A 24,521-nucleotide genomic window follows, 5' to 3' on the forward strand; every position below is an offset into this window, starting at 1 on the left:
CGGTGAGCCAGATCGTCGTCAAGCGTCCGCCGCGGTCCCTGCCGCCCGAAGTCCCGTCGGACGACGTGCTGCTGGAGTCGCCTCCGGAGCTGCCGCGCGGGCAGCAGGAGGGCGTGCTGATGCAGCTCCTGCCGATGCTCGGCATGGGTTCGTCGGTCGTGTTCTTCTTCATCTCGCCGCAGGCGTTCATGCGCATCATGGGCGTGCTCATGCTGGTGGCCACCGCGGCGATGGTGGTGGCCCAGGTGGTGCGCCACCGGCGCGGTACACAGGGGCAAATGGCCGACGTTCGGCGGGACTACCTCAAGTACCTTGCGCAGACCCGGCGTCGGGTGCGGCGGACGGCGCGGGCGCAGCGGGACGCGCAGTTGTACCTGCACCCGGCGCCCGAGCAGCTGTGGTCGGTGGTGGCCGAGGGTTCGCGGGTGTGGGAGCGGCGGGTCGGCGACGCGGACTTCGGCCAGGCCCGGCTGGGGCTGGGCGCGCAGCAGTTGGCGACGCCGCTGGTGGCGCCGGAGACGGCGCCGGTGGACGAGCTGGAGCCGCTGGCCGCGGGTGCGATGCAGCGGTTCGTGTCGGTGCACGCGCAGGTGGACGGGCTGCCGGTGGCGGTCTCGCTGCGGGCGTTCTACCACCTGGGGGTGTCCGGGGAGGCGGAGTCGGCGCGGGCGACGGCGCGGGCGCTGGTGGCGCAGCTGGTGACGCTGCACTCCCCCGACGACCTGGTGGTGGCCGTGGTGGCGGCGCCGGGCGCGGCGCCGTCGTGGGACTGGGTCAAGTGGCTGCCGCACGCGCAGGTGCCGGGGCAGCGGCCGGACGGTTTCGACGGGGCCGGTACGAAGCGGCTGTTCGGGGACGACCTGGGTGAGCTGGAGCGGCTGCTGGCGCCGCGGCTGGAGGGCCGTCCGCGGTTCAGCCGGGACGTGCAGCCGGTGCTGGACCAGCCGCACCTGGTGGTGGTACTGGACGCGGACGGGCGGCGCGGTCTGGTGCCGCCGGACTCGGTGTTCGCGGCGGCCGAGGGCCTGCAGGGCGTGACGATCGTGGAGGTGACGGCGGGCGACGCGGACGCCGGGCCGCTCCTGGCGGGCGAGGGTCCGGGGCGCGGCGGCCTGTCGGTGGTGGTGCGGCCGGGCCGGCTGCGGCTGGAGTCCGCTGCGGGCGTGGCGTACGAGGGGGTGCCGGACGCGCTGTCGCTGCCGGCGGCGGAGGCGCTGGCGCGGCAGCTGGCACCGCTGCGCACGGGTGGCGGTGACGAGGACGAGCCGCTGCTGGCGAACCTCGACTTCACGGACCTGCTGAACCTGGGCGACGCGGGCTCGGTCGACGTGGCCCGGACCTGGCGGCCGCGGTCGGCGGGCGAGCGGCTGCGGGTGCCGATCGGCGTGGGCGAGGACGGCGCCCCGGTGATGCTGGACCTCAAGGAGGCGGCGCAGGAGGGCATGGGCCCGCACGGGCTGTGTGTCGGCGCGACGGGTTCCGGCAAGTCGGAGCTGCTGCGCACGCTGGTGCTGGGGCTGGCGGTGACGCACACCTCGGAGACGCTGAACTTCGTGCTCGCGGACTTCAAGGGCGGTGCCACCTTCACGGGGATGGCGCAGATGCCGCACGTGGCGGCGGTCATCACGAACCTGGCGGACGACCTGACGCTCGTGGACCGGATGGGCGACTCGATCCGCGGTGAGCTGCAGCGCCGGCAGGAGCTGCTGCGGTCGGCGGGCAACTACGCGAACGTCCACGACTACGAGAAGGCCCGGGCGGCGGGTGCGGCGCTGGAGCCGCTGGCCTCGCTGGTGCTGGTCATCGACGAGTTCAGCGAACTGCTCACGGCGAAGCCGGACTTCATCGACATGTTCATCCAGATCGGCCGGATCGGCCGGTCGCTGGGCGTGCACCTGCTGCTGGCGTCGCAGCGCCTGGAGGAGGGCAAGCTGCGCGGCCTGGACACGTACCTGTCGTACCGGATCGGTCTGCGGACGTTCTCGGCGTCCGAGTCGCGGACGGCGATCGGGGTGCCGGACGCGTACCACCTGCCGTCGGTGCCCGGTTCGGGGTACCTGAAGTTCGGGACCGACGAGATGACGCGGTTCAAGGCGGCCTACGTGTCGGGTGCGTACCGGTCGGGCGGCCCGGACCTGTCGGTCGGTCAGTTCCCGGTGGAGCGGCGGCCCGTGCTGTTCACGGCGGCGCCGGTGCCGGTGGTGTACGCGGCGCCGGACCCGGCGTACCTGGCGGCGGCCGCGCGGCGGGAGGACGAGGCGCTCGCGGACACGGTCCTCGACGTGATCGTGCGGCGGCTGGAGGGCCAGGGGGTGCCGGCGCACCAGGTGTGGCTGCCGCCGCTGGACGAGGCGCCGCCGCTGGACCAGCTGCTGCCGGCGACGGCGGTGTCGGCGGAGCGCGGGCTGCACGCGGAGGGGTACACCCGGCCCGGCGGCCTGGTGGTTCCGCTCGGCCTCATCGACAAGCCGTTCGAGCAGCGGCGGGAGGTGCTGTACCGGGACTTCTCGGGGGCGGCGGGCCATCTGCTGGTGGTGGGCGGCCCGCAGTCCGGGAAGTCGACGCTGCTGCGCACCCTGGTGTCATCGTTCGCGCTCACCCACACGCCGCGCGAGGTGCAGTTCTACGGGCTGGACTTCGGCGGCGGCGGGCTGGCGTCGGTGGCGGACCTGCCGCACGTGGGCGGGGTGGCCTCGCGGCTGGATCCGGAGCGGGTGCGGCGTACGGTCGCGGAGGTCGCCGGGGTGCTGTCGCGGCGCGAGGAGTTCTTCCGGGCGCACGGCGTCGACTCGATGGCCACCTACCGGCGGCGCCGGGCGGCCGGCGAGCTGCCGGGCGAGGTGTTCGGTGACGTGTTCCTGCTGGTGGACGGCTGGGGGGCGTTCCGCGCCGACTACGACCAGCTGGAGCCGGTGGTCGCGGACATCGCGGCGCGCGGGCTCGGCTACGGCATCCACGTGGTGCTGACCGCCTCCCGGTACATGGAGGTGCGTTCGGCGCTGAAGGACCAGATCCTGGGCCGGCTGGAGCTGCGCCTCGGCGACGTCATGGACTCGGAGTTCGACCGGAAGGTCGCGGCGAACGTGCCGCAGGGCGCGCCGGGCCGCGGCCAGGTCCCGGAGCGGCTGCACTTCATGGCGGCGCTGCCGCGCACCGACGCCCGGCCGGGCGCGGACGACCTGGCGCAGGCCACGGCCGCGTTCGTGGAGTCCGTACGCGGGAACTGGGCGGGTCCGGGGGCTCCGGCGGTGCGGCTGCTGCCGCGCAGGCTGCCCGCGGACGGGCTGCCGAAGGGCTTCGAGTACCCGCAGCACGGGATCGCGATCGGGATCGACGAGACGAATCTGGAGCCGGTGTTCGTCGACTTCGAGACGGATCCGTTCTTCCTGGTGTTCGGCGAGAGCGAGTCGGGCAAGACGGCGCTGCTGCGGCTGATCGCGAAGCAGCTGGCCGAGCGGTACACGCCGGACCAGGCGCGGATCGTGGTCGGCGACTACCGGCGCACGATGCTGGAGGCGGTGGCGCCCTCGCACCTGCTGGAGTACGCGCCGACGGCCGCGGCGATGGAGATGCACATGGACGCGGTGGCCACGGTGATGGCGCGGCGGGCCCCGAAGGCGGACGTCACCCCGCAGCAGCTGCGGGACCGCAGCTGGTGGACGGGTCCGCAGCTGTTCGTGATCGTCGACGACTACGAGCTGGTGGCGGCGGGCTCGGGCAACCCGATGGCGGGGCTGGTGGAGAACCTGCCGTACGCGCGGGACGTGGGCATCCGGTTCATCGTGGCGCGCAGCTCGGCGGGCGCGTCGAGGGCCGCGTACGAGCCGTTCGTGCAGCGGGTGAAGGAGCTGGGCGCGCAGGGCGTCGTGCTGTCGGGCGACCGCAACGAGGGCGACATCCTGGGCAGTGTGCGGGCCCGTCCGATGCCGCCGGGCCGGGGTGTGTTCGTCTCGCGCAAGCGGGGCAATCCGCTGGTCCAGCTCGGTTGGCTGCCCGAGCAGTAGGCGGGGAAGTACCATGCGTGACTAGGCTGTTCGTACCGCCCCACCGCACCGCCGAAGGGAAATCGCGCTGATGGCTGACGCACGCGAAAAGGACGAGCTGTACGCCCTCGACATCTCCGGAGCCGAGTGGCTCAGCGCGCCCGGCACGGAGGAACACGAGGAGCGCGTGGAGATCGCGCACCTGCCGGGCGGGGCCGTGGCGATGCGGTCGTCGCTGGACCCGGACACGGTGCTGCGGTACACGGAGGCGGAGTGGACCGCCTTCGTGCTCGGGGCGCGGGACGGCGAGTTCGACCTGACCTGAGCCTGCCCGGGCCGGGCACGCCCCGAGCGGGTCCGGCCCGGTCCGATCGGCTCCTCCCGTCCGTTGTGGCGGCATGCGCGAGGGCCCGGTACGCGGTGTGCGTACCGGGCCCTTCGCCGTGCGCGCCCGGGCGGGTGCGCGAGGGTGCGTGCGGCTGCTCAGACCATCCGGAAGCGGGCGGCGTTGCCCTTGTCGGTGTCCTGGTAGCCGGCCAGGGAGCTGTCGAGCAGGTTGGCGATGTCGCCGAGCTTGGCGTTCATGCCGGCCATCTCGGTGGAGACGGTCTGCTGGATGTCCATGTACGCGGTCTTCGCCTCGCCCTCCCAGGTCCCGGCGACCTCCTTGACCTGCGCCATCAGCTGGTCGAGTTCCTGGCTGAGCTTCTGGGCGGTGCGGCGCACGTCACCGGACGCGGTCGCGACGGTGTCGTAGTTGACTGCAAGGGACATGTCGGTCTTCTCCCGTGGTTCGTCGAGCGGCTGTGGGGTGCGGTGGTCACCTGACTGCGGTGGTCACATGTGCGCGGTGGTCACATGGTGAGGATGGAGCTGGTGTTGCCGCCGCCCTCTTCGCCACTCGCGCCGACCCGGCGGATGTCGGCGATGCGCTGCTGCTCCTCGGCGTTGAAGCCCTTGACGCTCAGGCGCATGGCTTCCTCCAGCTCGATGAGCTTGCTCTTGATCTTCGCGAGGTGCTGGTTCACGCCGCGCTGCAGCTGGTCGTACTCCTGGCTCGCCGCGCCCTTCCAGCCCGCCTGGATGCGGTCGACCACGTCGTTGAGCGCATTGATCCGGCTGGAGAGCTCCGTGTGGTACGCGTTGATCTCCCCCGCGAGCTTTTGCTTCCTGACGTCATCGACTTGGAGGTTCATCGCCATGCTCGGTTCTCTCCCGTCATCACACTTGTGAAGTCCCCCGACACTCTAGCCACTTCATACGACCGGACTCGCAAGGGCCTTCGGGAGTAGGGGTGGTACGGGTTCTCGCCCGGCCGGGGCCAAGGCGGCCCGTACGGGTTCTCAGGGCGTACGGGTCCGGCGCCGGCGGCGGTCGCGCAGGACTACCGCGGTGCCGGAGATCACAGCGACCAGGACGGCGGCGATGCCCAAGGCGTAGGTGGCGTACCGCTCGTCGCGTTCCTGGGGGGTCTCGCCGACGGCGAGCGCGGCGGGTTCGGGTGCGGCGGCGGGCGGCGGGCCCGGGTCGGGTTCCGGGGACTCCCGGGGCGCGCGGTCCTCGGTGAGGGCCCGTACGGGGTCGACGACGCCCCAGCCGACGAACCGGTCACGGCCGTTGACCGAGCGCTCCGCGGTCTGCTCGATCTGGGCGATGATCTGGCGCGGGGTCCAGTCGGGGTGTTTGGCGCTCAGCAGCGCGGCCACGCCGGCCGCGTAGGGGGCGGAGAAGCTGGTGCCGTTGTCGACGCACTGGCCGCCGCCGGGGACGGTGGAGAGGATGTCGACGCCGGGGGCGGCGACCCCGACGAAGTCTCCGGACTGGGAGAACGCGGCGCGCTCGTTGTTGCGGTCGGAGGAGGCGACGGCGAGGACGTCGTCGAAGGCGGCCGGGTAGGTCCGCTTCTGCTCGCCGTCGAGTCCGTCGTTGCCCGCGGAGGCGACGACGACCACGCCGGCGGCGACGGCCTTGCGGACCGCCTGGGCGAGTGCGGAGGTGGGGGCGAGCGGCTGCTCGGTGTCCTGGGAGATGTTGATGACGTCGGCCTTGCGCGCCACCGCGTGGTCGATGGCGTCGGCCATCGTCTTCGCGTTGCCGCTGTTGCGTTCGTCGTTCTGGCGGATCGGGATGATGGTGGCCTCGGGGGCCAGGCCGACGAAGCCGGTGCCCGCGCGGGGCCGGGCCGCGATCACGCCGGCGACCTTGGTGCCGTGCCCGATCCGGTCGTCGGTGCCGTCCTTGCCCGCTTCGAGGAAGTCGCGTCCGGCGGCGGTGTCGACGGCGTCGCGCAGCTGCGGGTTGACCCGGTCGACGCCGGTGTCGATGACGGCGACGCGGACTCCCTTGCCCTTGGTGTCCTGCCACAGCTGGTCGAGGAGGACCCGCTGGAGGGCCCAGGGGCGGCCGGGCGTCTGCTTCTTCATGGGGAAGGTGCAGGCGCCGGAGCCGGCGAGGGCGAACGGGGCGGGGGCGAGCGCGGCTTCGGGGGCGGCGGAAGGGGTCACCGCGGCGACCGCGGCGAGGGCCGCGGGCAGGGCGGTGCGCAGGAGGGGACGGCGGCGGGCCGGGTTCTTCGGCATGGTCGAGGCGCCCTTCACGAACCCTGCGGCTGGCGGGCGCTGTTGGTGTCGAGGCGGGGCCCCTTGGAGAGGAAGTCCGACCACGCGATGGGGACCGGGACCGGGGCGGTCTTGCCGTAGCCGAGCCGGATCTGCGCCTGGCTGGGCTCCGGTGCGCCGTCCTGACCGGTGCCGGGGGCGGCCGCGCCGATCCCGGAGCGGCCCGCGTCGCTGTCGCCGTTGGCCTGGACGGCGTACCGCAGTCCGGTGTCGGTCAGCAGGAACAGCGAGCCGTCCGGGCTGGTGCCCTGGACCTGGGTGTAGAGGAGTCCGGTGCCGGGGGTGACGTACGTGCTGCTGCCGGTGGCGGTGATGTCGACGGGGAAGCCGGTGCCGGCCCAGGTGCTGAGGGTGGTGCGGCCGCGGGCGTCGGTCCGGCGCAGCACGCTGCACACGGTGTCGCGGGCGCCCGCGCCGGATCCGACGCCCGCCTCGGGGGCCGTGTTGACCTGTGCGGTCTTGTTCCGGGGCCAGCGGGCGCCGGCCGCGAATTCGCCCCGGGGGTCGAGGGACTGGAGGTCGACCTCCCGGGCCCGGCCGGTCATGTGGAGCTGTTCGTTCGCTGGGGCGTGGATGAGCAGCCAGGCCGTGAACTCGGAGACGGCCCGGACCTTGCCGGGCAGCACCACGTAGTGCTGGGGGCCGGAGCCGGTGGTGGCGCGGAGCACCATGCCGACCCGGTTGTCGGCGGTGGCCAGTCCCGGGACCCGGGCGTCGGCGCCGGGGGTGCCCGGGAGCTCGGGGAAGGCGATCGGGGTGCCCTCGTGGAGGGTGGCGAGCCAGTCGGCGGTGACGGGCTGCGGCTCGCGTTCGCCGACGAGCGCGTTGAGGAGGGTGCCGCGGTCCTTCTTCGCGCCGGCGACGCGGTACCGGGTGCCGTCCGCGTCGACGAGGTGGCGGGCCTTGTCCGGGCCCTGTACGTACAGCACTTGGGCGCCGGTGAGGCGGCGGGCGTCGTCCGTCGAGGCCGCCTCGCGGTCGGCGAGCACGAAGGCGGCGCTCTGGACGCCCTTGCCGTTGCCGCCGGGCTGCTGGCAGACCGCCCAGCGCTTGGCGCGGCCCGCGTCCTCCTTGCCGGGCAGCCGGTCGGGGGCGTACGGGATGCCGACGACCGGGCCGCGCGGGGGCTTGCCCGCGTCCAGGATTTCGTCACTCACCTGGATGACGTCGGCGGAGTCCTTCGGGTCGAGGAGCAGGCGGGCGGAGGCCAGGTTGAGCACGGGGTGCAGCCGGGGCCGGCCGTCCGTGTTCAGGACCACGTAGCGGGTGGTCGAGCTCTTGCCGACGATGACCCTGGCGCCGGGCCGGTCCCAGTCCTTGGGTGCCTGCGGCCGGAACATCCCCCACGCGCCGAATCCCGCCAGGATCAGGGCGGCGACGACCAGACCGGGGACGACGGCGCGCAGCGGGCGCGGGGCGCCCTCCTCGGTGCCGGTGGCGGACGGCTGCAAGAAGGCCGCCACCGTCCGCTTCTTCGCAAAGGTGTACGCGTTGAGCTCGTCGCGCCGTGATGCCATGACCGCCTGCTTCTCCCCCAGACCGCTCAGGGCCTCCGGGCCTCGGTTGTCGGACCGGCAACCTACTATGCCCGTTGGTCCGGGGGCCGGTGGGGGCGGGTAGGGTGAGCGCGCTGACCCCTGCCTTCCGTTGCCGTCCGTACCGGGGGCATTCGGGGTCCTCAGGGTTCATTGGGGCGGAACGGGGAGGTTCCGGGGAGGCGCGGCGGCAGTTGCCGCCGCCGGGTGTGCGGCGCGTACGCGCGGACTCCTGCGGATCCCCGCGGATTCCCGTTCGGGGAAGGGAAGGTGCGCCTGTGAGCGCCACCGCGACGGAGCCGCGTACGACCGCGGCCGCGGCATCGCGTGACGCCGTGTCACCACGCCCGAAGTCGGCGCCCGGCCGGTTCGGCCCGTTCCGATTGCAACAGCTCGTCCTGCTCCAGCTGGCGGGCGCGCTGGTGTTGCTCGCGGCGGCGGCCGGTCCGCTGCTGCTGGCGCCCGCCGGGGTGCTCGCGGCGGTGCTGGTGCTGCTCGCGCTGGTGCGCCGGCACCAGCGGTCGATGCCCGAATGGCTGGGCTCCGCGCTGGGGTTGCGGGCGCGTCGGCGCCGGGCCGCCGCCTTCACGGTGCCCGCGGGCACCGAGCCGGGGCTCGCGCCCGTGGTGGAGTGCGATCCGGCCCTGCGCACGTACACGTTCAGCGACCGCGAGCGGCGGCCGGTCGGGATGATCGGCGACGGCACCTTCCTGACGGCACTGGTCCAGGTGGACACGGACGCGACGGCGCTGCGGCCCGACCGGGCGGCGCGGCCGCTGCCGTTGTCGCTGCTGCGCGAGGTGCTGGAGACGGACGGGATCCGGCTGGAGTCGGTGCAGCTCGTGCAGCACACCCAGCCCGCGCCCGCGCCGCACCTGCCGCCGCAGTCGATGGCCGCCCGCAACTACCGGCCGCTGCAGGCCCGTACGGGTACCCCCGCGGTGCGGCTGACGTGGATCGCCCTCAAGCTCGACCCGGAGCTGTGCCCGGAGGCGGTGGCGGCGCGCGGCGGCGGGCAGGCCGGTGCGCAGCGGTGTGTGGTGCGGGTGGCCGACCAGTTGGCGAGCCGGCTGGCGGGGGCCGGGTTCCGGGCGACGGTGCTGACCGAGCAGGAGCTCACGGCGGCGCTGGCGACCTCCTCGTGCGCGAATCCGATGGCGATCACGCAGGCGGGCCGGTCGGGCACGCCGGGGCGGCGCACCGAGGAGACGGCGCGGACCTGGCGGTGCGACGACCGCCGGCACACCACGTACTGGGTGGGCCGCTGGCCGCAACTGGGCGGCGGCGAGGCGCCGTTGCCGCATTTCGTGGCGCTGCTGACGTCGATTCCGGCGCTGGCGACGAACTTCAGCCTGACCCTGGCGGCGGGCGAGCGGCAGGAGGTGACGGTGACCGGGCACGTCCGGATCACCGGGCGCAGCGACGAGGAACTGGTCGCCGCCCGAAGGGAATTGGAACGTACCGCGCGGGGCGTGAGGACGGGGCTGGTCCGGCTGGACCGCGATCAGCTGCCGGGCGTGCTGGCGTCGCTGCCGCTGGGCGGTGCGCGCTGATGGGCTTCCGGTCGGGGGCGGGCCGCACCGCGCGGCCGCGGCTCGGTTACGGGCTCAGCGGGCCGCGCCGGGACCGGCACGCGGTGCCGTGGGCGGAGCTGGACGCCCTGGCGGTGCCGGTCGGGGACGACGGCGTGGTGATCGGGGTGGACGCGCAGGGCCGGCCGGCGGTGCTGGGCGTCAACCGGCCGGTCCCCTACGAGGTGACCCTGATCGGCGGATTGTGGACGGCCCAGGTGCTGGCGCTGCGGGCGGCGGCCACCGGAGCCCGGGTGGCCGTGGAAACGGGCCGCGCCGCGGTGTGGACGGCGCTGGCGCAAGCCGCGGGCGGCGGGCAGCCGTGCGTGACGCTGCACGAGGTGGGCCGGGTGCCGCCGCAGGGCGCGTCGGCGGGCAGCCCCGTCCTGGTCGTCCGGGACTGCGGGATGCGTCCGCCCCGCGGCCGGGTCGCGGCGGGCCCCTGGCAGTCGGTGGTCACCCTGCTGCCGTACCTGAGCCCGGCGGCCCCCCGGCTGCTGGAACAGGCCTCGCTGGTGGGCGTGCAGCGGGTGTCGCCGGACGAGGCGGAGCAGGTCGGCCGGCTGATGAACCTGCCGCGGGAGTCGGTGGAGGCCCTGCCGACACTGGGTGACGGGGTCACCCTGTGGTGCACGGATCGGGACCGGCAGTTCGTCATGACGCAGGGCACGGAGGCGGAGACGGGGCTGCTGGGGGCGGCGCGGCGGATCGACTAGGGCGGGGACCTGGGGCCGGCCCGGGGGCGGTGCGGTGTTGCGGGGCGCGTGCGGGTTCCGGCAGGCGATGGGGCCCGCCAGTAGGGGGCGTCGGGAGGCGGGGCGCGTCAGCGGGCGGGTCGAGGGGGCGGGTGTGCAGGTCCGCCGGGTACCCCGTCACGGGCCCGTCGACTGCAGGTTGCGGGGCCGTTGGCTGCCCGTTGCGGGATCGTCAGCCGCCGGTTCCGGGGGCGGCGGCGGGCCGGTGGAGCGGGGGCCGGGGCGGTCCGGGCCCGATTAGGCTGACCGTGGGCGCGCCGCCCGAGGGTGGGGCGCCGGTACGCGATGAAACCAGGAGGCGCAGTGACCGGCGATCGGAACGAGAGCCGCGGCGGGGCGTGGGACGTCCCGACGGATGATCAGTCCGACGCGGAGCCCGAGCTGACGGGCGAGTTCACCATCGACTACACGCCGCCCGCCTGGTACACGCAGGGATCCGCGGCCCCGGCCCCCGTGGTCCCCGGCCTGCCGCCGGGCAGCGGCTTCGAGCACTGGACCACCCCGCCGGCCGGCGTACCGAGCACACCGACCGGCGCGGTCTCGCCCGCTCCGGCGGAGCGGGAACAGCCTGTGGCCGGCCAGGCCCTGGGGCCGGGACACGGGCACGCGTACGGGCACGGGGACGCGCACGGGCATGTTCTGAGCCAGAGCCAGACTCCCGGCCAGGCCCAGGGGCAGATGCCGGGGCAAGGCCAGGTGGTGAGCCAAGGCGAAGGCCAGGCGGCGGGCAATGTGGCGGGCCAAGGCCCGGGCCACGTGGTGGGCCAAGGCGAAGGCCAGGCGGCGGGCCACGTGGTGGGCCAAGGCCCGGGCCAGGTGGCGGGCCAGGCCCAGGCTCCGGAACCGGTCCAGTCGCCGCCTCCGAGCGATGTCCCGGCTCAGGGCGGGGTCCCGGCTCAGGGCGGGCTCCCGGGTGAGGGCCGGCTTGCAGGTCAGCTCCCCGGCCAGGCCCCCGATGGCGTCTCGGCCCCGCGGATCCCGGCCCAGCCCTCCCCTGCGGCCGGCGCGCACGCGGCTCCCGCGGCCCAGGCGCCCGCTGCCTACGCCCCCGCCGAGGCGGCCTCCCCCGCGCCGGGCGGCGCCACTCCGCCGCATGCGGCGGCTCCCGGGCCCACGGGTACGGAGCAGCCGCCGGCAGCGTTCGCCCCGCCCGAGGCTCCCGCACACCCGGCCCCGGCCGCTCCGGCCCGGGCCGAGCACACCCCGGCCGCAACGCTCCCCCCTGCGGTGGCCCCGGCTCCGGCGCCTTCGGTCCCGCCCACGGGTGACGCGTACACAGCTGCGGCCGCTCCGACTCCCACGGATTCCGTACCGACTGCGGGTGACGCGTACCCCGCTCCGGCGCCTTCGGTCCCGCCCACGGGTGACCCGTACGCAGCTGCGGCCGCTCCGACTCCCACGGATTCCGTACCGACTGCCGGTGACGCGTACCCGCCTGCGGATGCCGTACAGCCTCCGGGTGACACGTACCCGGCGGCCGCAACTCCCGCTCCGGCTCCCGCTCCCGCTCCGGCTCCGGCTCCGGCTCCGGCTCCGGCTCCGGCTCCGGCTCCGGCTCCGGCGGATTCCGTGCCGGCTCCCGGTGTCGCGTACCGGGGCGCCACGCCGCCCGCGGGGCCCGGTTCGGCTGCGGATGAGCCGTACCGGGCCGCCGTGTCCGCTCACGCGGATGCCGACGCTGCCGGCACTCCGGCGAACGGCCATGCCCCGGCGGGCGATTCCGCGCCTGGCGTGACGCCGATGGCTTCGCATGCGGCAACAGACGTTCCACCGGCGACGGTCGAGGCCGATGGCCCCGGCCTGGCGCCGTCCGCGGCCGGGGCGTACGGCGAGCCGGCCGCCGCGCCCGATGACCCCGCTCCCGTTGCCGAAACTGCCGCACCCGGCGGCGTGTCGGCCGTCCCGGTCGGAGAAGTGACCGTGCCTGCCGGACCGGTTGAGTCGGACACTTCGGCAACGGACTCCGCCGCCGCGCCGGTTACGACGGGCACCCCGTATGCCGAGCCGGTCGGCGACTTCCCCGCGGCGGCGCCCGTCGCCGGGGCCGAGGCGCCGCCGGTGGCCGGGACCCGTTTGGGCGAGGTGCCCGCGGACGGTGCCGGCTGGGGTGACGTGACCTCGCCGCCGACCGTGCGGATCCCGCCGGTACCTCCCGTTCCCGGCGAACTGCCGCCGCCTCAGGGCGCGTTCCCGTACGGGACCCCGCAGGGCGGCGGCCCCGGGCATCCCCTCGTCCAGCCCGAGGCGCCGGTCGCGGGCACCCCCTGGCACGAGCACCCGCAGGCCTACGCACCGCCGCACGGGCCGGCCCAGCCGCCGCACCAGCCGCAGGCACCGGGACCGGCACCGGCCCAGCACCAGCCGCAGCCGCCGGCACCCGTGCAGCCGACCGACCCGCGGGCCGGCGAGCAGTGGCCCAGTACCGTCGCCCACGACCCGCGCCAGCGTTCCGTGCCGGGCGCGCCGCTCGGTTACACGGCGGCCGTCGAGCTGTCCTCGGACCGGCTGCTGCGCAACAAGCAGAAGCCGAAGAGCAGCCGGGGCGGGGCCGGCAGCGGCCGGTTCCGGTTCGGCGGCAAGGCGGCGGAGGCCGAGCGCCAGCGCAGGCTGGAGCTGATCCGCACGCCGGTGATGTCCTGCTACCGGATCGCCGTCATCAGCCTCAAGGGCGGCGTGGGCAAGACCACGACCACGACGGCCCTCGGCTCGACGCTGGCCACCGAGCGCCAGGACAAGATCCTCGCGATCGACGCCAACCCGGACGCCGGTACGCTGGGCCGCCGCGTGCGCCGGGAGACCGGGGCCACCATCCGGGACCTGGTGCAGGCGATCCCGTACCTGAACTCGTACATGGACATCCGCCGGTTCACCTCGCAGGCGCCCTCCGGCCTGGAGATCATCGCCAACGACGTGGACCCGGCCGTCTCGACGACGTTCAACGACGAGGACTACCGCCGCGCGATCGACACCCTCGGCAAGCAGTACCCAATCATCCTCACCGACTCGGGCACCGGCCTCCTGTACTCCGCGATGCGCGGCGTCCTGGACCTCGCCGATCAGCTGATCATCATCTCGACGCCCTCCGTGGACGGCGCCAGCAGCGCGAGCACCACGCTCGACTGGCTGTCCGCCCACGGCTACGCCGACCTCGTGTCGCGCTCGCTGACCGTCATCTCGGGGGTCCGCGAGACCGGCAAGATGATCAAAGTGGACGACATCGTGCAGCACTTCGAGACGCGCTGCCGCGGGGTGGTCGTGGTCCCGTTCGACGAGCACCTCGCCGCCGGCGCCGAGGTCGACCTCGACATGATGCGCCCCAAGACCCGGGAGGCGTACTTCCACCTCGCCACCCTGGTGGCCGAGGACTTCGCCCGCGCGCAGCAGGCCAAGGGGCAGCCCGTGTGGGGGCAGCCGCTCCCGGGCGGCCCCGGCCTGCCGCCCCACCAGGGCCAGCAGTACCCCGCCCCGCCGCCGCACCCGGGCCACCAGCAGCCGCAGCCCCAGCCGCACCAGCCCCAGCCCCAGCCCTACCCCCAGTACCCCTACAACCCCCAGCAGCAGCCGTACCAGCACCCTCAGCCCCCGCAGTCCCCCTACGGGCAGCAGCCCGGCCACTGACCCCCGGCGGCAACTCCCGCACGCGCCCGCGGGCGCCCGTACGCGACGAGGGCCCGTACCGTCCGCCAGGACGGTACGGGCCCTCGCCCGTCACCCGTAGGTGAAAACCCCGTAGGCGCTCAGCGCGCCGCCGCGTCGTACGCGTCCGTCAGCGCCCGCGACCGCTTCACGTCGTCGGCGATCGCCTCCAGCAGCCCGTCCAGCGACTCGAACTTCGCCATCCCGCGCACGTACGCGAGGAAGTCCACCGTGACGTGCAGCCCGTACAGGTCGAGCCCGACCCGGTCGATGGCGTACGCCTCGACGGTCCGCTCGGTGCCGTCGAACTGCGGGTTGGTGCCGACCGAGATCGCGGCCGGCATCCGCTCGCCGTCCGCCGTCAGCCAGCCCGCGTACACGCCGTCCGCGGGGATCGCGGTGTGCGGCAGCGTCTCGACGTTCGCCGTCGGGTAGCCGAGCTCGCGCCCCCGCTGCGCGCCGCGCACCACGACGCCCTCGACCCGGTGCGGACGGCCGAGGATCTCGGCGGCGCCCTCGACGTCGCCCTCGGCGACCAGGCGCCGGGTCAGCGTCGACGAGAACGGCACGCCGCCGCCCGCCTCGCCGCGCACGAACAGGTCCACGACCTCGACCTCGTAGTCGTACGTCGCGCCCAGCTCCGTCAGGTACGCGGTGTTGCCCGCGGCCCTGTGCCCGAAGCGGAAGTTGGGGCCCTCGATGACGACCTTCGCGTGCAGCGCCTCGACGAGCACCTTCACGATGAAGTCGGCCGGGGACAGCTGCGAGAACTCCGCCGTGAACGGCAGGATCAGCAGCGCGTCCACGCCCAGCCCGGCCATGAGCTCGGCACGCCGGTGGTGCGGGGCCAGCAGCGGCGGGTGGCTGCCCGGCCGGACGACCTCGCTGGGGTGCGGGTCGAAGGTGACGACGACGGACGGGACGCCCAGCTCGCGGGCGCGCGCCACGGCCTGTCCGATGATCAGTTGATGCCCCCGGTGGACACCGTCGTAGGAGCCGATGGTGACGACGCTGCGTCCCCAGTCCTGGGGGATGTCCTCCAAGCCACGCCAGCGCTGCACTGTGACCGCTCCTCGCCCGAACCCTGTAGTGATCCTGATCCCGTGTTCGTAATCCCGTATGGCGCGATTACGCAGGACTAAGACTGCCATGCCCATGGTCCTCGGCCCTCATCGGTATCGGGCTCAAGTCCGCGCGGTCCGCACCCGCCAGGGTCTCCAGCGTGCGCCGCGCGCCCGGCCCGAGCACCGCCGACCACTCCTGGGGCCGCGCCGCCAGCCAGCCCGCCGCGAGTACGGCGAACCCCGGCACGGTGCGCGCCAGCTCCGCCAGCCGCAGGTCCAGGACGGCGGCCCCCTCCGGCGTCCGGGCCAGCAGCCGGGCGGTACGGCGGACCAGCTCGCGGGTGGCGTCCGCGCCGCGCGCCGCGGCCGCGCCGGCCGCCGCGCACAGCACGGCGTCGAGGACCTCGTGCCGGTCCTCGCACTCCAGCAGGACGGTGAGCAGCTCGGCCCGCAGCGGTCGGGAGGCCTCGGTGCCCGGCGCGGCCAGTACGGGCGCCAGGGCGCGCCGGACAGCCGCCGGGCGGCCCCGCAGCAGGCCGACGACGAGCGGGAAGAGGACCTGGCGGGCGGCCGGGCCGTGGTCCAGGCGCCGGTCGACGAAGGCGGCGGCGTACGCGGCGCCGTCGGGGCGGTGGTCGAGGTGTTCGCGTACGAGGGCGGCGGCGCGGCGGGCCTGGACGGGCTCGGTGACCTCGGCGAGGGCCCGCAGTACCGCGCCCGCGCCCGTACCCGAGCCGGCACCGGCGCCCGCACCCGGGCCGACGCCTGGGCCGGCATCGTCGCCGGCCGTGTCGCGGGGGGCGCGCAGCCGGTCGCGGAAGGCGGCGAACACCGGGTCGGGGTGGGTGGCGAGGGCCACGGCCAGCGCGTCGGCGGGCAGCCGCGGGTCGCCCGCGGCGAAGCGCTCCAGGGCGGCGGGCAGGTACCGGGAACGGGTGTCGGGGTCGCGGACCAGCAGGGCGAGGGCGGCCCCGTGCAGGGTGCCGTCCTCGGGGCGGGCGAGCAGCGCGAGGGCGGCGTAGCGCAGGAGTTCGCGGTCGGCGGCGGTGTCGGCGTGCCGGGCGGCGAGCGGCCCGTAGGCGGCCGCGGCGACCCGGCGCTCGGGCCGGGGATCGTGGGACCAGCGGTCCACGGCCCGGCAGAGCGCGGACGGCTCCTCCTCGGCGAGCGCGGCCAGGAGTTCGTCGGCGCGCGGGTGGGCGCAGCCGACGAGCGTCTCGGTGAGTTCGTCGACGGCGAGCCGCCGGTGGGTGTGCAGGAGCGCCTGGGCGGCGGTCGCCACCGTGGCCCCGGGCCGGCCGCGCAACGCCCGCTCGTCCGTGAACCACCCGCAGAGCAACGGCTGCACGCCCCGCGGGTCCCGCCGCAGCCGCCGGGCGGCGGCATCGATGAAGCGGTCCGCCGGGCCGGCGGCCCCGGCGGCGGTCCCCGGCGGGCAGTCGGCGGGCGCAGCCCCACCCGGGCCGTCGACGGGCCCGGACGGGCGCGAGCCGTCGGCCGGCTCGGACGGGCCCGGGCCACCGGCCGACCGGACGGCACCGAACGCCCCGACGCCCCCGGGCGGGTGCGGGCCGTCGGCGCGCGGCGCATCGGCAGACGGCGCATCGCCGGGCCGCGCGTCGGCAGGCGGCGCGTCCGACGGCAGCAGCCGGCGGAGCAGGTCGAGACGTACGGGCTCGGTCACCGGGAGCCGGTTCCAGAACCAGCCTCCGAACGCCCCGGGGCCCGTCTCGGCGACGTGCTCGGCGAGCGCGTGCAGCACCGGCAGATACCGCTCCGCGTCCGCGCAGCGCAGCAGGGTCGCGCGCAGCAGCCGGGCCGCCCACCAGCCGGCGTCCGGGTCCGGGCGGGCGTGCAGCGCCTCGACGAGCCCCATCAGCTGCCCGTCGGGAGTCCCTCCCGCCGCCTCGGCCCGCCGCAAGGCTTCCCACACCGGCCCGATCCGCTCCCGCGGCCACGCAGCCGTCCCGCCCCCCTGCCCGGTCCCCTGCCCGCGATCCCCTCCCGCGCGGACACCGCCCCGGGCCGCAGCCGGATCGCCGTCCGCGCGCCGGTGCACCAGCGTGGCCAGGGTCGCCGGGAGGTCGAGGTGGCGGGACTGGAGCCAGTCGGCGAGTTCCTCGTGGGCGAAGCGGTAGCCGGGGCCCGCGGGGAGCAGCAAGCCTTCCGCGAGGACGGCCGCGGCCCAGCCCGTCCGCCAGGGGAACAGCTCCTCGAAGGCCGCGCGTTCCAGCGCGCCCCCGCCGGGGCCCAGGCAGTGCCGGGCCGCCTCGTGGACGCGCCCCGAGACCCGCGCGGCGAGCCGCCGGACCGCCGGCCCGCGGGGCGGCGACGGCTCCCCGGCCGCCAGCCGCACCGCGATCCGCAGGCACATCAGGTCGAGGTGGGCGCCGAAGACCGCGTCCCGGTCCGGCCGCCCGCCGGTGACCCCGGCCGCCCTGACCTCCGCGAGCAGCCGCAGCGCCAGCGGGTGCGCCGCGTCCGGCCCGCCCAGCACCCCCTCCGGGATCCCGTACTTGGCCCGGGCCAGGGCGGCCTGCGGTGCGGGCAGCCCGCCCAGGCGCACCGCCCCGGGCAGGCCGCGCGCGGCCCGCAGCGGCCGGTGCAGCGCCTGCGGCGGGTACAGCGCGGCGGCCCGTTCCCAGTGCTCGGTCCGGCAGGCGACGACCATCCGGGCCCCCGCGGCCCGCAGCCACCGTGCCGTGCCGGCCGTCCACCCGGCCAGCCGGTGGGCGAGCGCCGCGGGCATCTCCTCGGGCCCGTCGAGCAGCACCAGCAGCGGCCGGCCGGCAGCGCGCGCCAGGGCGGCGATCCGGTCGGGGGTGGCCGCGGTCATGTCGCCGTCGGCTCCGGCCGCGGCGAGGATCCGGCCGGCCTCGCCGAGCGCGCGGGCCACCGCGTCGGCCACCCCGGTGTCCGTGGCGGCCAGGTCCGCGCCCCGCAGCAGGACGGTGGGAGCGGGCTGCGGGCCGCGGGCCCGGCGGGCGGCGAGCGCGGCGAGTTCGGCGCTCCGGCCGGTGCCGGGGTCGCCGGCCAGCCCGAGCAGCACGGCCTCGGAGGCCTCGAAGGCGGCGAACTCCCTTGCCACGTCAGGGCGTTCGACGAATTCAGGCCCGGTGGCGGGCGGGCATCCGCAGGTGGCCGTGAGCTGGAGCGCGCCGGCGAGGTTCAGGTCCGCCCCGTAGCCGGGCACGGTGGCCGCGTTGCGCGCCAGCAGCCGGGCGAGCGGTCCGGCGGGGTCCGCGGCCGCGGCGGCCCGCAGCGGTACGGCGAACCCGGCCGAGCGGTGCTCCGCGTGCAGAGCGCTGCCCAGGACCGCGAGCACCGCTCCGGTTCCGGCGTCGAGCACCGGCCCGCCGCACACCTCTCCGCCGAGCCGCAGCGCGTCGCTCCCGTCGGTGCCGATGGCCAGCTCCAGCGCGGCGGCCAGCCGGTACGCCCGGTCGTCCGCCGTGTACGCGACCTCCGTCTCGCCGAGCACCCGCGCCTGCCGCCAGCCCCGCGCGGCCAGTCGTACGTACGTCCCGGACGGCACCCGGTCGCGCGGGCTGACCGGCAGCGGCCGCAGCCCCAGCCCGTCCGTGCGCACCAGCGCGAGCCCGAACTCCGGGAGCGGCGCGATCGCCTCGGGTCCGGCCAGCCAGGTCCGCTCCCCCGGTGCGTGCAGCACCACCCGGTCCAGGCCGTCCACGGCCTCGTGGCCGGTGACCACCGTCCCGCCGTCGTCGGCGACGAAACCGCTGCCCCGCGGCCGTCCGGCGAGATCACAGATCCTGACCAGCGCCGTCATCGCCCGCTCCCTCCACGCCCGGTGAGGACGACGGTAGGTCGGCAAAGATCAGCCGGTACAGAACGCCTGCCCGATGCGCCCCCCTGCGCTCCCTCCATTCACTCCGAGCGCCTGCTCGGTCGGGTGAATAACGGGTGCCGGATGGATAGACACCGTGCGGGGGGCACGAGGGGGGGGGCCGGGGGAACGTGGAGCGGTGAGCGTCACAGGGGGGTGCGCTCACCGCTCCACGACACCGAAAGCACGGCAACGAAGCACGGCAACGAAGCACCACAGCGAAGCACCACAGCGAAGCACCACAGCGGCGGCGCGCCGCAGAAGGCACCACGCCACCGGGGGCACCGCACCACAGCCGCGACACGCCCAGAGCACGACAGCCGGGCAGGGATACCCTGCCCGGCTGTGCTGCGGCCCGGCCGTGCGACAGCTCACCGCCACCGGCTCGACGCCGACGAATCCGACGAATCCGACGAGGACCGCGTCAGACGAAGACCGCGAGGGACTTCGCCTTGCCGCCCTTGCTCTCCACGAGGGCCAGCAGCTTCCCGTCCGGCCCGAAGACCGCGACCGAGCGCCCGGCCGGGTACTCGTCCGGCATCTCCAGCCGTACGCCGTTGCCCAGCAGCCGGGCCCGCTTCTCGTCGAGGTCCCACCGCGGGTAGGCCGCGGCGGCCGCCTCGGCGAGCGGCATGACGGTCAGCTCCTCCTGGAGCTGGTCCAGGGTCCGCGCCTTGTCCAGCTTGTACGGGCCGACCCGGGTACGGCGCAGCGCGGTCAGGTGACCGCCCACGCCGAGGTCCGCGCCGAGGTCGCGCGCGATGGCGCGGATGTAGGTGCCGCTGGTGCAGACGACGGAGACCACGAGGTCGACCACCTTCGTGCCGTCCGCGGCCTCCGCCTCGCGCATGTCGTACACCTGGAAGGAGGAGATCGTGACCGGCCGGGCCGGGATCTCGAATTCCTCGCCCTCACGGGCCCGCTTGTACGACCGCACGCCGTCGATCTTGATGGCGCTGACCTTGGACGGCACCTGCATGATGTCGCCGGTCAGCTTCGCGATGCCCGCGTCCACCGCCTCGCGGGTGACCGCGGAGGCGTCGGTGGACGAGGTGAGGTCGCCCTCGGCGTCGTCGGTCAGCGTGTTCTGGCCGAGCCGGATCGTACCGAGGTACTCCTTCTCGGTCAGCGCGAGGTGGCCGAGCAGCTTGGTGGCCTTCTCCACACCGAGCACGAGCACGCCCGTCGCCATCGGGTCGAGGGTGCCCGCGTGGCCGACGCGACGGGTCTTGGCGATCCCGCGCATCTTGGCCACCACGTCGTGCGAGGTGAAGCCGGACGGCTTGTCGACGATGACCAGGCCGTCCGGCGTCTTCTGCCTGTCGGTGCTCATTCTTCGGTGTCGTCCTCGCCCGGCTTCTTGTACGGGTCGGCTTCGCCGGCGTACGTGGCACCCGAGGAGGCCTGGCGCACCTGGGCGTCGGAGGCGCGCGCCTGGTCGAGAAGGCTCTCGATCGTCTTCGCGGTCTCCGGCAGGGCGTCCGCGACGAAGGTCAGGGTGGGCGTGAACTTGATGCCCGCCGCCTGGCCGACCGCGGAGCGCAGGATGCCCTTGGCGCTCTCCAGGCCCTTGGCCGCGGCTTCCCGCTCCTCGTCGTCGCCGTAGACCGTGTAGAAGACCGTGGCCTCCCGCAGGTCACCGGTGACCCGGGTGTCGGTGATGGTCACGTGCGTACCGAGACGCGGGTCCTTGATACCGCGCTGCAGCTTCTGGGCGACCACCTCCCGGATGAGGTCCGCCAGCTTCTTCGCCCGCGCGTTGTCGGCCACTGGTCCGTCTCCTTCTTTCCTTGCATTCAGTCTTCATCACCGTGGAGCCGGCGTCGCACCGACAGCAGCTCCACCTCCGGACGCGCCGCGACCAGCCGCTCGCAGCGGTCCAGTACGTCCGATACGAACCCCGCGTCCCCCGACACCAGGGCCACCCCTATCCGGGCCCTGCGATGGAGGTCCTGGTCACCCACCTCGGCCGCGCTCACAGAGAACTTGCGCTGGAGCTCGGCGACGATGGGCCGGACGACGGAGCGTTTCTCCTTCAGCGAATGGACGTCGCCGAGGAGCAGGTCGAAGGACAGAGTCCCCACGTACATGCAGTTCCGGATATCCCGCCGGTGCGGGTTAGGTGGCCTGCCGGGCCGTCGCCCGGCGGGGTCACCAGAACCGTACACGCAACGGCCGGGGCCGATCGACGGATATTCCGCCGACCGGCCCCGGTGTGACAGCACCTACGACACGGTGCGAACCGCCTCGCGCTTACGCGCGGGGCTTCTCGCGCATCTCGTACGTCGCGATGACGTCGTCGATCTTGATGTCGTTGAAGTTTCCGAGGTTGATACCGCCCTCGAAGCCTTCGCGGATCTCGGTGACGTCGTCCTTGAAGCGGCGCAGACCGGAGATGGTGAGGTTCTCGGCGATGACCTTGCCATCGCGCAGGAGCCGCGCCTTGGTGTTGCGCTTGACCTCGCCGGAGCGGATGAGGACACCGGCGATGTTGCCCAGCTTGGACGAGCGGAAGATCTCGCGGACCTCCGCCGTACCGAGCTCGACCTCTTCGTACTCGGGCTTCAGGAGACCCTTCAGGGCCGCCTCGATCTCCTCGATGGCCTGGTAGATCACCGAGTAGTACCGGACGTCGACGCCCTCGCGCTCCGCCATCTGCGCGGCACGGCCGGCCGCACGGACGTTGTAGCCGATGACGATGGCGTCGGAGCCCATGGCCAGGTCGATGTCCGACTCCGTGACCGCACCCACACCGCGGTGCAGGACCCGGATGTCGACCTCTTCACCGACGTCGAGCTGGAGCAGCGAGGACTCGAGAGCCTCGACCGCACCGGACGCGTCGCCCTTGATGATGAGGTTGAGTTCCTGGACCAGACCGGCCTTGAGCACCTTGTCGAGGTCCTCGAGGGACACCCGGCGGGTGCGCTTGGCGAAGTTGGCGTTGCGCTCGCGCGCCGCCCGCTTCTCGGCGATCTGGCGGGCCGTACGGTCCTCGTCGACGACGAGGAAGTTGTCGCCGGCGCCGGGGACGTTGGTGAGACCCAGGACCAGGACGGGGGTCGAGGGACCCGCTTCCTCGACGTTGTTGCCCTTGTCGTCGAGCATCGCGCGGACTCGGCCGTACGCGTCGCCGACCACCATCGTGTCGCCGATGCGGAGGGTACCGCGCTGCACCAGGACGGTGGAGACGGCACCGCGGCCGCGGTCGAGGTGGGACTCGATCGCAATACCCTGAGCGTCCTGCTCCGGGTTGGCCCGCAGGTCGAGCGAGGCGTCGGCGGTGAGGACGACGGCCTCGAGCAGGGAGTCGATGTGCAGACCCTGCTTGGCGGAGATGTCGACGAACATGGTGTCGCCGCCGTACTCCTCGGCCACCAGGCCGTACTCGGTCAGCTGACCGCGCACCTTGACCGGGTCGGCACCCTCGACGTCGATCTTGTTGACCGCGACCACGATCGGCACGTTGGCCGCCTTGGCGTGGTTCAGGGCCTCGATCGTCTGCGGCATGACACCGTCGTTGGCCGCCACCACGAGGATCGCGATGTCGGTCGACTTGGCACCACGGGCACGCATGGCGGTGAACGCCTCGTGACCCGGGGTGTCGATGAAGGTGATCTTGCGCTCTTCGTCGTTGACCTCGGTGGAGACCTGGTACGCACCGATGTGCTGGGTGATGCCACCGGCCTCGCCCGCGACCACGTTGGTCTTGCGGATCGCGTCGAGGAGTCGGGTCTTACCGTGGTCGACGTGACCCATGACGGTCACGACCGGCGGACGCGGCATGAGGAATTCCTCGCCGCCCTCGTCCTCGCCGAACTCGATGTCGAAGGTCTCCAGGAGCTCGCGGTCCTCCTCCTCCGGGCTGACGATCTGAACCGTGTAGTTCATCTCGCCGGCGAGGAGCAGCAGGGTCTCGTCGGAGACGGACTGCGTGGCAGTGACCATCTCGCCGAGGTTCATCATGACCGCGACCAGCGACGCCGGGTTGGCGTTGATCTTCTCCGCGAAGTCGGTGAGGGACGCACCGCGCGACAGGCGAACGGTCTCGCCGTTGCCGCGGGGCAGCATCACGCCGCCCACGGACGGGGCCTGCATGGCCTCGTACTCCTGGCGCCTCTGACGCTTCGACTTGCGACCGCGACGCGCGGGACCGCCGGGACGGCCGAAGGCGCCCTGCGTGCCACCACGGGCACCCGGACCACCGGGACGACCGCCGAAGCCGGGACGACCGCCGCCACCCGCACCGGGACCGCCGCCGAAGCCGCCGCCACCACCGGGACGCGGGCCGCCGAAGCCGCCGCCGCCACCGGGACGACCGCCGCCACCGGGACCGGCCGGACGGCCGGCGAAGCCGCCGCCGGTCGGACGACCGGCACCACCGGTGCCGGGACCGCGGCCACCGGCGCCGGGCCCACGACCGGCACCGCCGGGACCGCCGCCGGGGCGGGGACCGGCAGCCGGACGCTGCGGCATCATGCCCGGGTTCGGGCGGTTGCCGCCGGGGGCGCCACCGGGACGCGGGGCACCGCCCTGCGGACGCGGCATGCCGGCCGGCGAGGGACGGGGACCGCCCTGGCCGGGACCCTGCGGACGGGGACCGCCCTGACCGGCGCCCTGCGGACGCGGGCCGCCCTGGCCGGCGCCGGGAGCGCCGCCGGGACGCGGCGCGCCGCCGCCGGGACGGGGCGCCTGCGGGCGCGCCATGCCGGTGGAGCCGCCGGAGGTGAAGGGGTTGTTGCCCGGACGCGGGCCCGCGGGGCGGGCACCGGGACGCGGAGCCTGGGCGCCACCCGGACGGGGGGCCTGGGCACCGGGGGCCGAACCGGCCGGACGCGGCGCGCCGGGACGGGCACCGCCCTGACCGGAAGCCGCCGGACGCTCCGGACGCTGCTGGGCCGCGGGACGCGGACCGGGGGTCGCGCCGGCGGGACGCTGCTGCTGCGCGGCGGGAGCCGCCGGCGGCGCGGTGAACTCGGGCACGGCCGGAGCCGGAGCCGCCGGAGCGGGCTTCGGGGCCGGAGCCTTCGGGCCGGGACGCGGGCCGGAGGCGGCCGGCGTCACGGGGGCGCTTGCGGCCGGAGCCTCGGCAACGGCCGGCTTGGGGGCCGGGGCGCCGGGCTTCGGGGCAGCGGGACGTGCCGCGGCGGCCGGAGACGGCGCCGCGGGCGAGGGGGAACCACCCGGGCGGCCGGCGGCCGCAGCGGGGGAGGGCGCGGCCTTGCGGGGCGCGCCGGGCTTTGCAGCGGACTTGCCGGCGGTGCCGGGCCCCTGCAGTGCGTCAGTCAACTTGCGTACAACCGGCGCCTCGATCGTCGAGGACGCCGAACGGACGAATTCACCGAGTTCTTGGAGCTTGGCCATGACGACCTTGCTCTCTACCCCGAACTCCTTGGCGAGTTCGTATACCCGGACCTTAGCCACTTCGCTCCTTTTAGGTCCGGGTTACGCCGGACCGTCGCTACTTCATGGGCGTACTCATCGCGTACTCATCGAGTGCTCATCGCAATCTCGA

General features: G+C 74.7%; 15 protein-coding genes and 1 pseudogene. 6 read left to right on the top strand and 10 right to left on the bottom strand.

Annotated features, from left to right (window positions below):
• Positions 1–2 precede the first annotated feature (2 nt).
• On the top strand, positions 3–4,004 hold the full coding sequence (gene eccCa / locus OG764_RS10985) for a type VII secretion protein EccCa (protein WP_328968240.1): 4,002 nt from the start codon (positions 3–5) through the stop codon (positions 4,002–4,004).
• Between the two features lie 70 nt (positions 4,005–4,074).
• The gene (locus OG764_RS10990) at positions 4,075–4,308 is read left to right on the top strand and encodes a DUF397 domain-containing protein (RefSeq protein WP_328968241.1); all 234 of its coding nucleotides are present in this window, start codon (positions 4,075–4,077) and stop codon (positions 4,306–4,308) included.
• 158 nt (positions 4,309–4,466) lie between these two features.
• Here the strand turns inward: OG764_RS10990 and OG764_RS10995 are convergent, their stop codons facing one another.
• The 4 genes from OG764_RS10995 to eccB form a co-directional block, all read right to left on the bottom strand.
• Entirely contained in the window at positions 4,467–4,757 is a 291-nt protein-coding gene (locus OG764_RS10995; protein ID WP_328968242.1) for a WXG100 family type VII secretion target, read from the bottom strand.
• A gap of 80 nt (positions 4,758–4,837) precedes the next feature.
• Complete coding sequence (locus OG764_RS11000) at positions 4,838–5,185, bottom strand: WXG100 family type VII secretion target (protein ID WP_328968243.1); 348 nt, start codon at positions 5,183–5,185, stop codon at positions 4,838–4,840.
• Between the two features lie 141 nt (positions 5,186–5,326).
• A complete protein-coding gene (gene mycP / locus OG764_RS11005; protein ID WP_328968244.1) occupies positions 5,327–6,562 on the bottom strand; it encodes a type VII secretion-associated serine protease mycosin in 1,236 nt (411 codons plus the stop codon).
• Between the two features lie 14 nt (positions 6,563–6,576).
• Complete coding sequence (eccB, locus tag OG764_RS11010) at positions 6,577–8,118, bottom strand: type VII secretion protein EccB (protein ID WP_328968245.1); 1,542 nt, start codon at positions 8,116–8,118, stop codon at positions 6,577–6,579.
• Positions 8,119–8,414: 296 nt separating this feature from the next.
• Between eccB and eccE the strand changes: the two genes are divergently transcribed.
• From eccE to OG764_RS41745, 4 genes and pseudogenes are all read left to right on the top strand, one after another.
• Positions 8,415–9,689 (top strand): type VII secretion protein EccE, encoded by a 1,275-nt coding sequence (eccE, locus tag OG764_RS11015; RefSeq protein WP_328968246.1) that lies wholly within the window; start codon positions 8,415–8,417, stop codon positions 9,687–9,689.
• Entirely contained in the window at positions 9,689–10,423 is a 735-nt protein-coding gene (locus OG764_RS11020; protein WP_328968247.1) for a hypothetical protein, read from the top strand. The genes eccE and OG764_RS11020 overlap by 1 nt, the downstream gene beginning before the upstream one ends.
• A gap of 324 nt (positions 10,424–10,747) precedes the next feature.
• A pseudogene (locus OG764_RS41740) lies at positions 10,748–10,891 on the top strand (SCO5717 family growth-regulating ATPase); the annotation flags it as partial.
• A 1,311-nt stretch (positions 10,892–12,202) separates the two neighbouring features.
• Positions 12,203–14,080, top strand: a complete 1,878-nt coding sequence (locus OG764_RS41745) for an AAA family ATPase (RefSeq protein ID WP_443056203.1) — start codon at positions 12,203–12,205, stop codon at positions 14,078–14,080.
• Between the two features lie 119 nt (positions 14,081–14,199).
• On the opposite strand, the gene OG764_RS11030 is transcribed toward OG764_RS41745, so the two are convergent.
• From OG764_RS11030 to infB, 6 genes are all read right to left on the bottom strand, one after another.
• A complete protein-coding gene (locus tag OG764_RS11030; RefSeq protein WP_328968249.1) occupies positions 14,200–15,159 on the bottom strand; it encodes a bifunctional riboflavin kinase/FAD synthetase in 960 nt (319 codons plus the stop codon).
• A gap of 67 nt (positions 15,160–15,226) precedes the next feature.
• Positions 15,227–18,952: a serine protease gene (locus OG764_RS11035; RefSeq protein ID WP_328968250.1), complete on the bottom strand. Its 3,726-nt coding sequence runs from the start codon at positions 18,950–18,952 to the stop codon at positions 15,227–15,229.
• A 481-nt stretch (positions 18,953–19,433) separates the two neighbouring features.
• On the bottom strand, positions 19,434–20,342 hold the full coding sequence (gene truB / locus OG764_RS11040; protein ID WP_328968251.1) for a tRNA pseudouridine(55) synthase TruB: 909 nt from the start codon (positions 20,340–20,342) through the stop codon (positions 19,434–19,436).
• Positions 20,339–20,779, bottom strand: a complete 441-nt coding sequence (gene rbfA / locus OG764_RS11045) for a 30S ribosome-binding factor RbfA (RefSeq protein WP_328968252.1) — start codon at positions 20,777–20,779, stop codon at positions 20,339–20,341. The genes truB and rbfA overlap by 4 nt, the downstream gene beginning before the upstream one ends.
• A 26-nt stretch (positions 20,780–20,805) precedes the next feature.
• Positions 20,806–21,099 (bottom strand): DUF503 domain-containing protein, encoded by a 294-nt coding sequence (locus OG764_RS11050; RefSeq protein ID WP_219671569.1) that lies wholly within the window; start codon positions 21,097–21,099, stop codon positions 20,806–20,808.
• Positions 21,100–21,262: 163 nt separating this feature from the next.
• The gene (gene infB, locus OG764_RS11055) at positions 21,263–24,430 is read right to left on the bottom strand and encodes a translation initiation factor IF-2 (RefSeq protein ID WP_328968253.1); all 3,168 of its coding nucleotides are present in this window, start codon (positions 24,428–24,430) and stop codon (positions 21,263–21,265) included.
• Positions 24,431–24,521 lie beyond the last annotated feature (91 nt).

The sequence above is a fragment of the Streptomyces sp. NBC_00239 genome (assembly GCF_036194065.1).
GTDB lineage: Bacteria > Actinomycetota > Actinomycetes > Streptomycetales > Streptomycetaceae > Streptomyces.

Excerpts from the sequence above, each read along its gene's own strand:
- truB (WP_328968251.1), bottom strand. The coding sequence starts at position 20,342 with ATGAGCACCGACAGGCAGAAGACGCCGGACGGCCTGGTCATCGTCGAC.
- OG764_RS11000 (WP_328968243.1), bottom strand. The coding sequence starts at position 5,185 with ATGGCGATGAACCTCCAAGTCGATGACGTCAGGAAGCAAAAGCTCGCG.
- OG764_RS11050 (WP_219671569.1), bottom strand. The coding sequence starts at position 21,099 with ATGTACGTGGGGACTCTGTCCTTCGACCTGCTCCTCGGCGACGTCCAT.
- mycP (WP_328968244.1), bottom strand. The coding sequence starts at position 6,562 with ATGCCGAAGAACCCGGCCCGCCGCCGTCCCCTCCTGCGCACCGCCCTG.
- OG764_RS41745 (WP_443056203.1), top strand. The coding sequence starts at position 12,203 with ATGGCTTCGCATGCGGCAACAGACGTTCCACCGGCGACGGTCGAGGCC.
- eccB (WP_328968245.1), bottom strand. The coding sequence starts at position 8,118 with ATGGCATCACGGCGCGACGAGCTCAACGCGTACACCTTTGCGAAGAAG.
- OG764_RS10995 (WP_328968242.1), bottom strand. The coding sequence starts at position 4,757 with ATGTCCCTTGCAGTCAACTACGACACCGTCGCGACCGCGTCCGGTGAC.
- OG764_RS11020 (WP_328968247.1), top strand. The coding sequence starts at position 9,689 with ATGGGCTTCCGGTCGGGGGCGGGCCGCACCGCGCGGCCGCGGCTCGGT.
- OG764_RS10990 (WP_328968241.1), top strand. The coding sequence starts at position 4,075 with ATGGCTGACGCACGCGAAAAGGACGAGCTGTACGCCCTCGACATCTCC.
- OG764_RS11035 (WP_328968250.1), bottom strand. The coding sequence starts at position 18,952 with ATGACGGCGCTGGTCAGGATCTGTGATCTCGCCGGACGGCCGCGGGGC.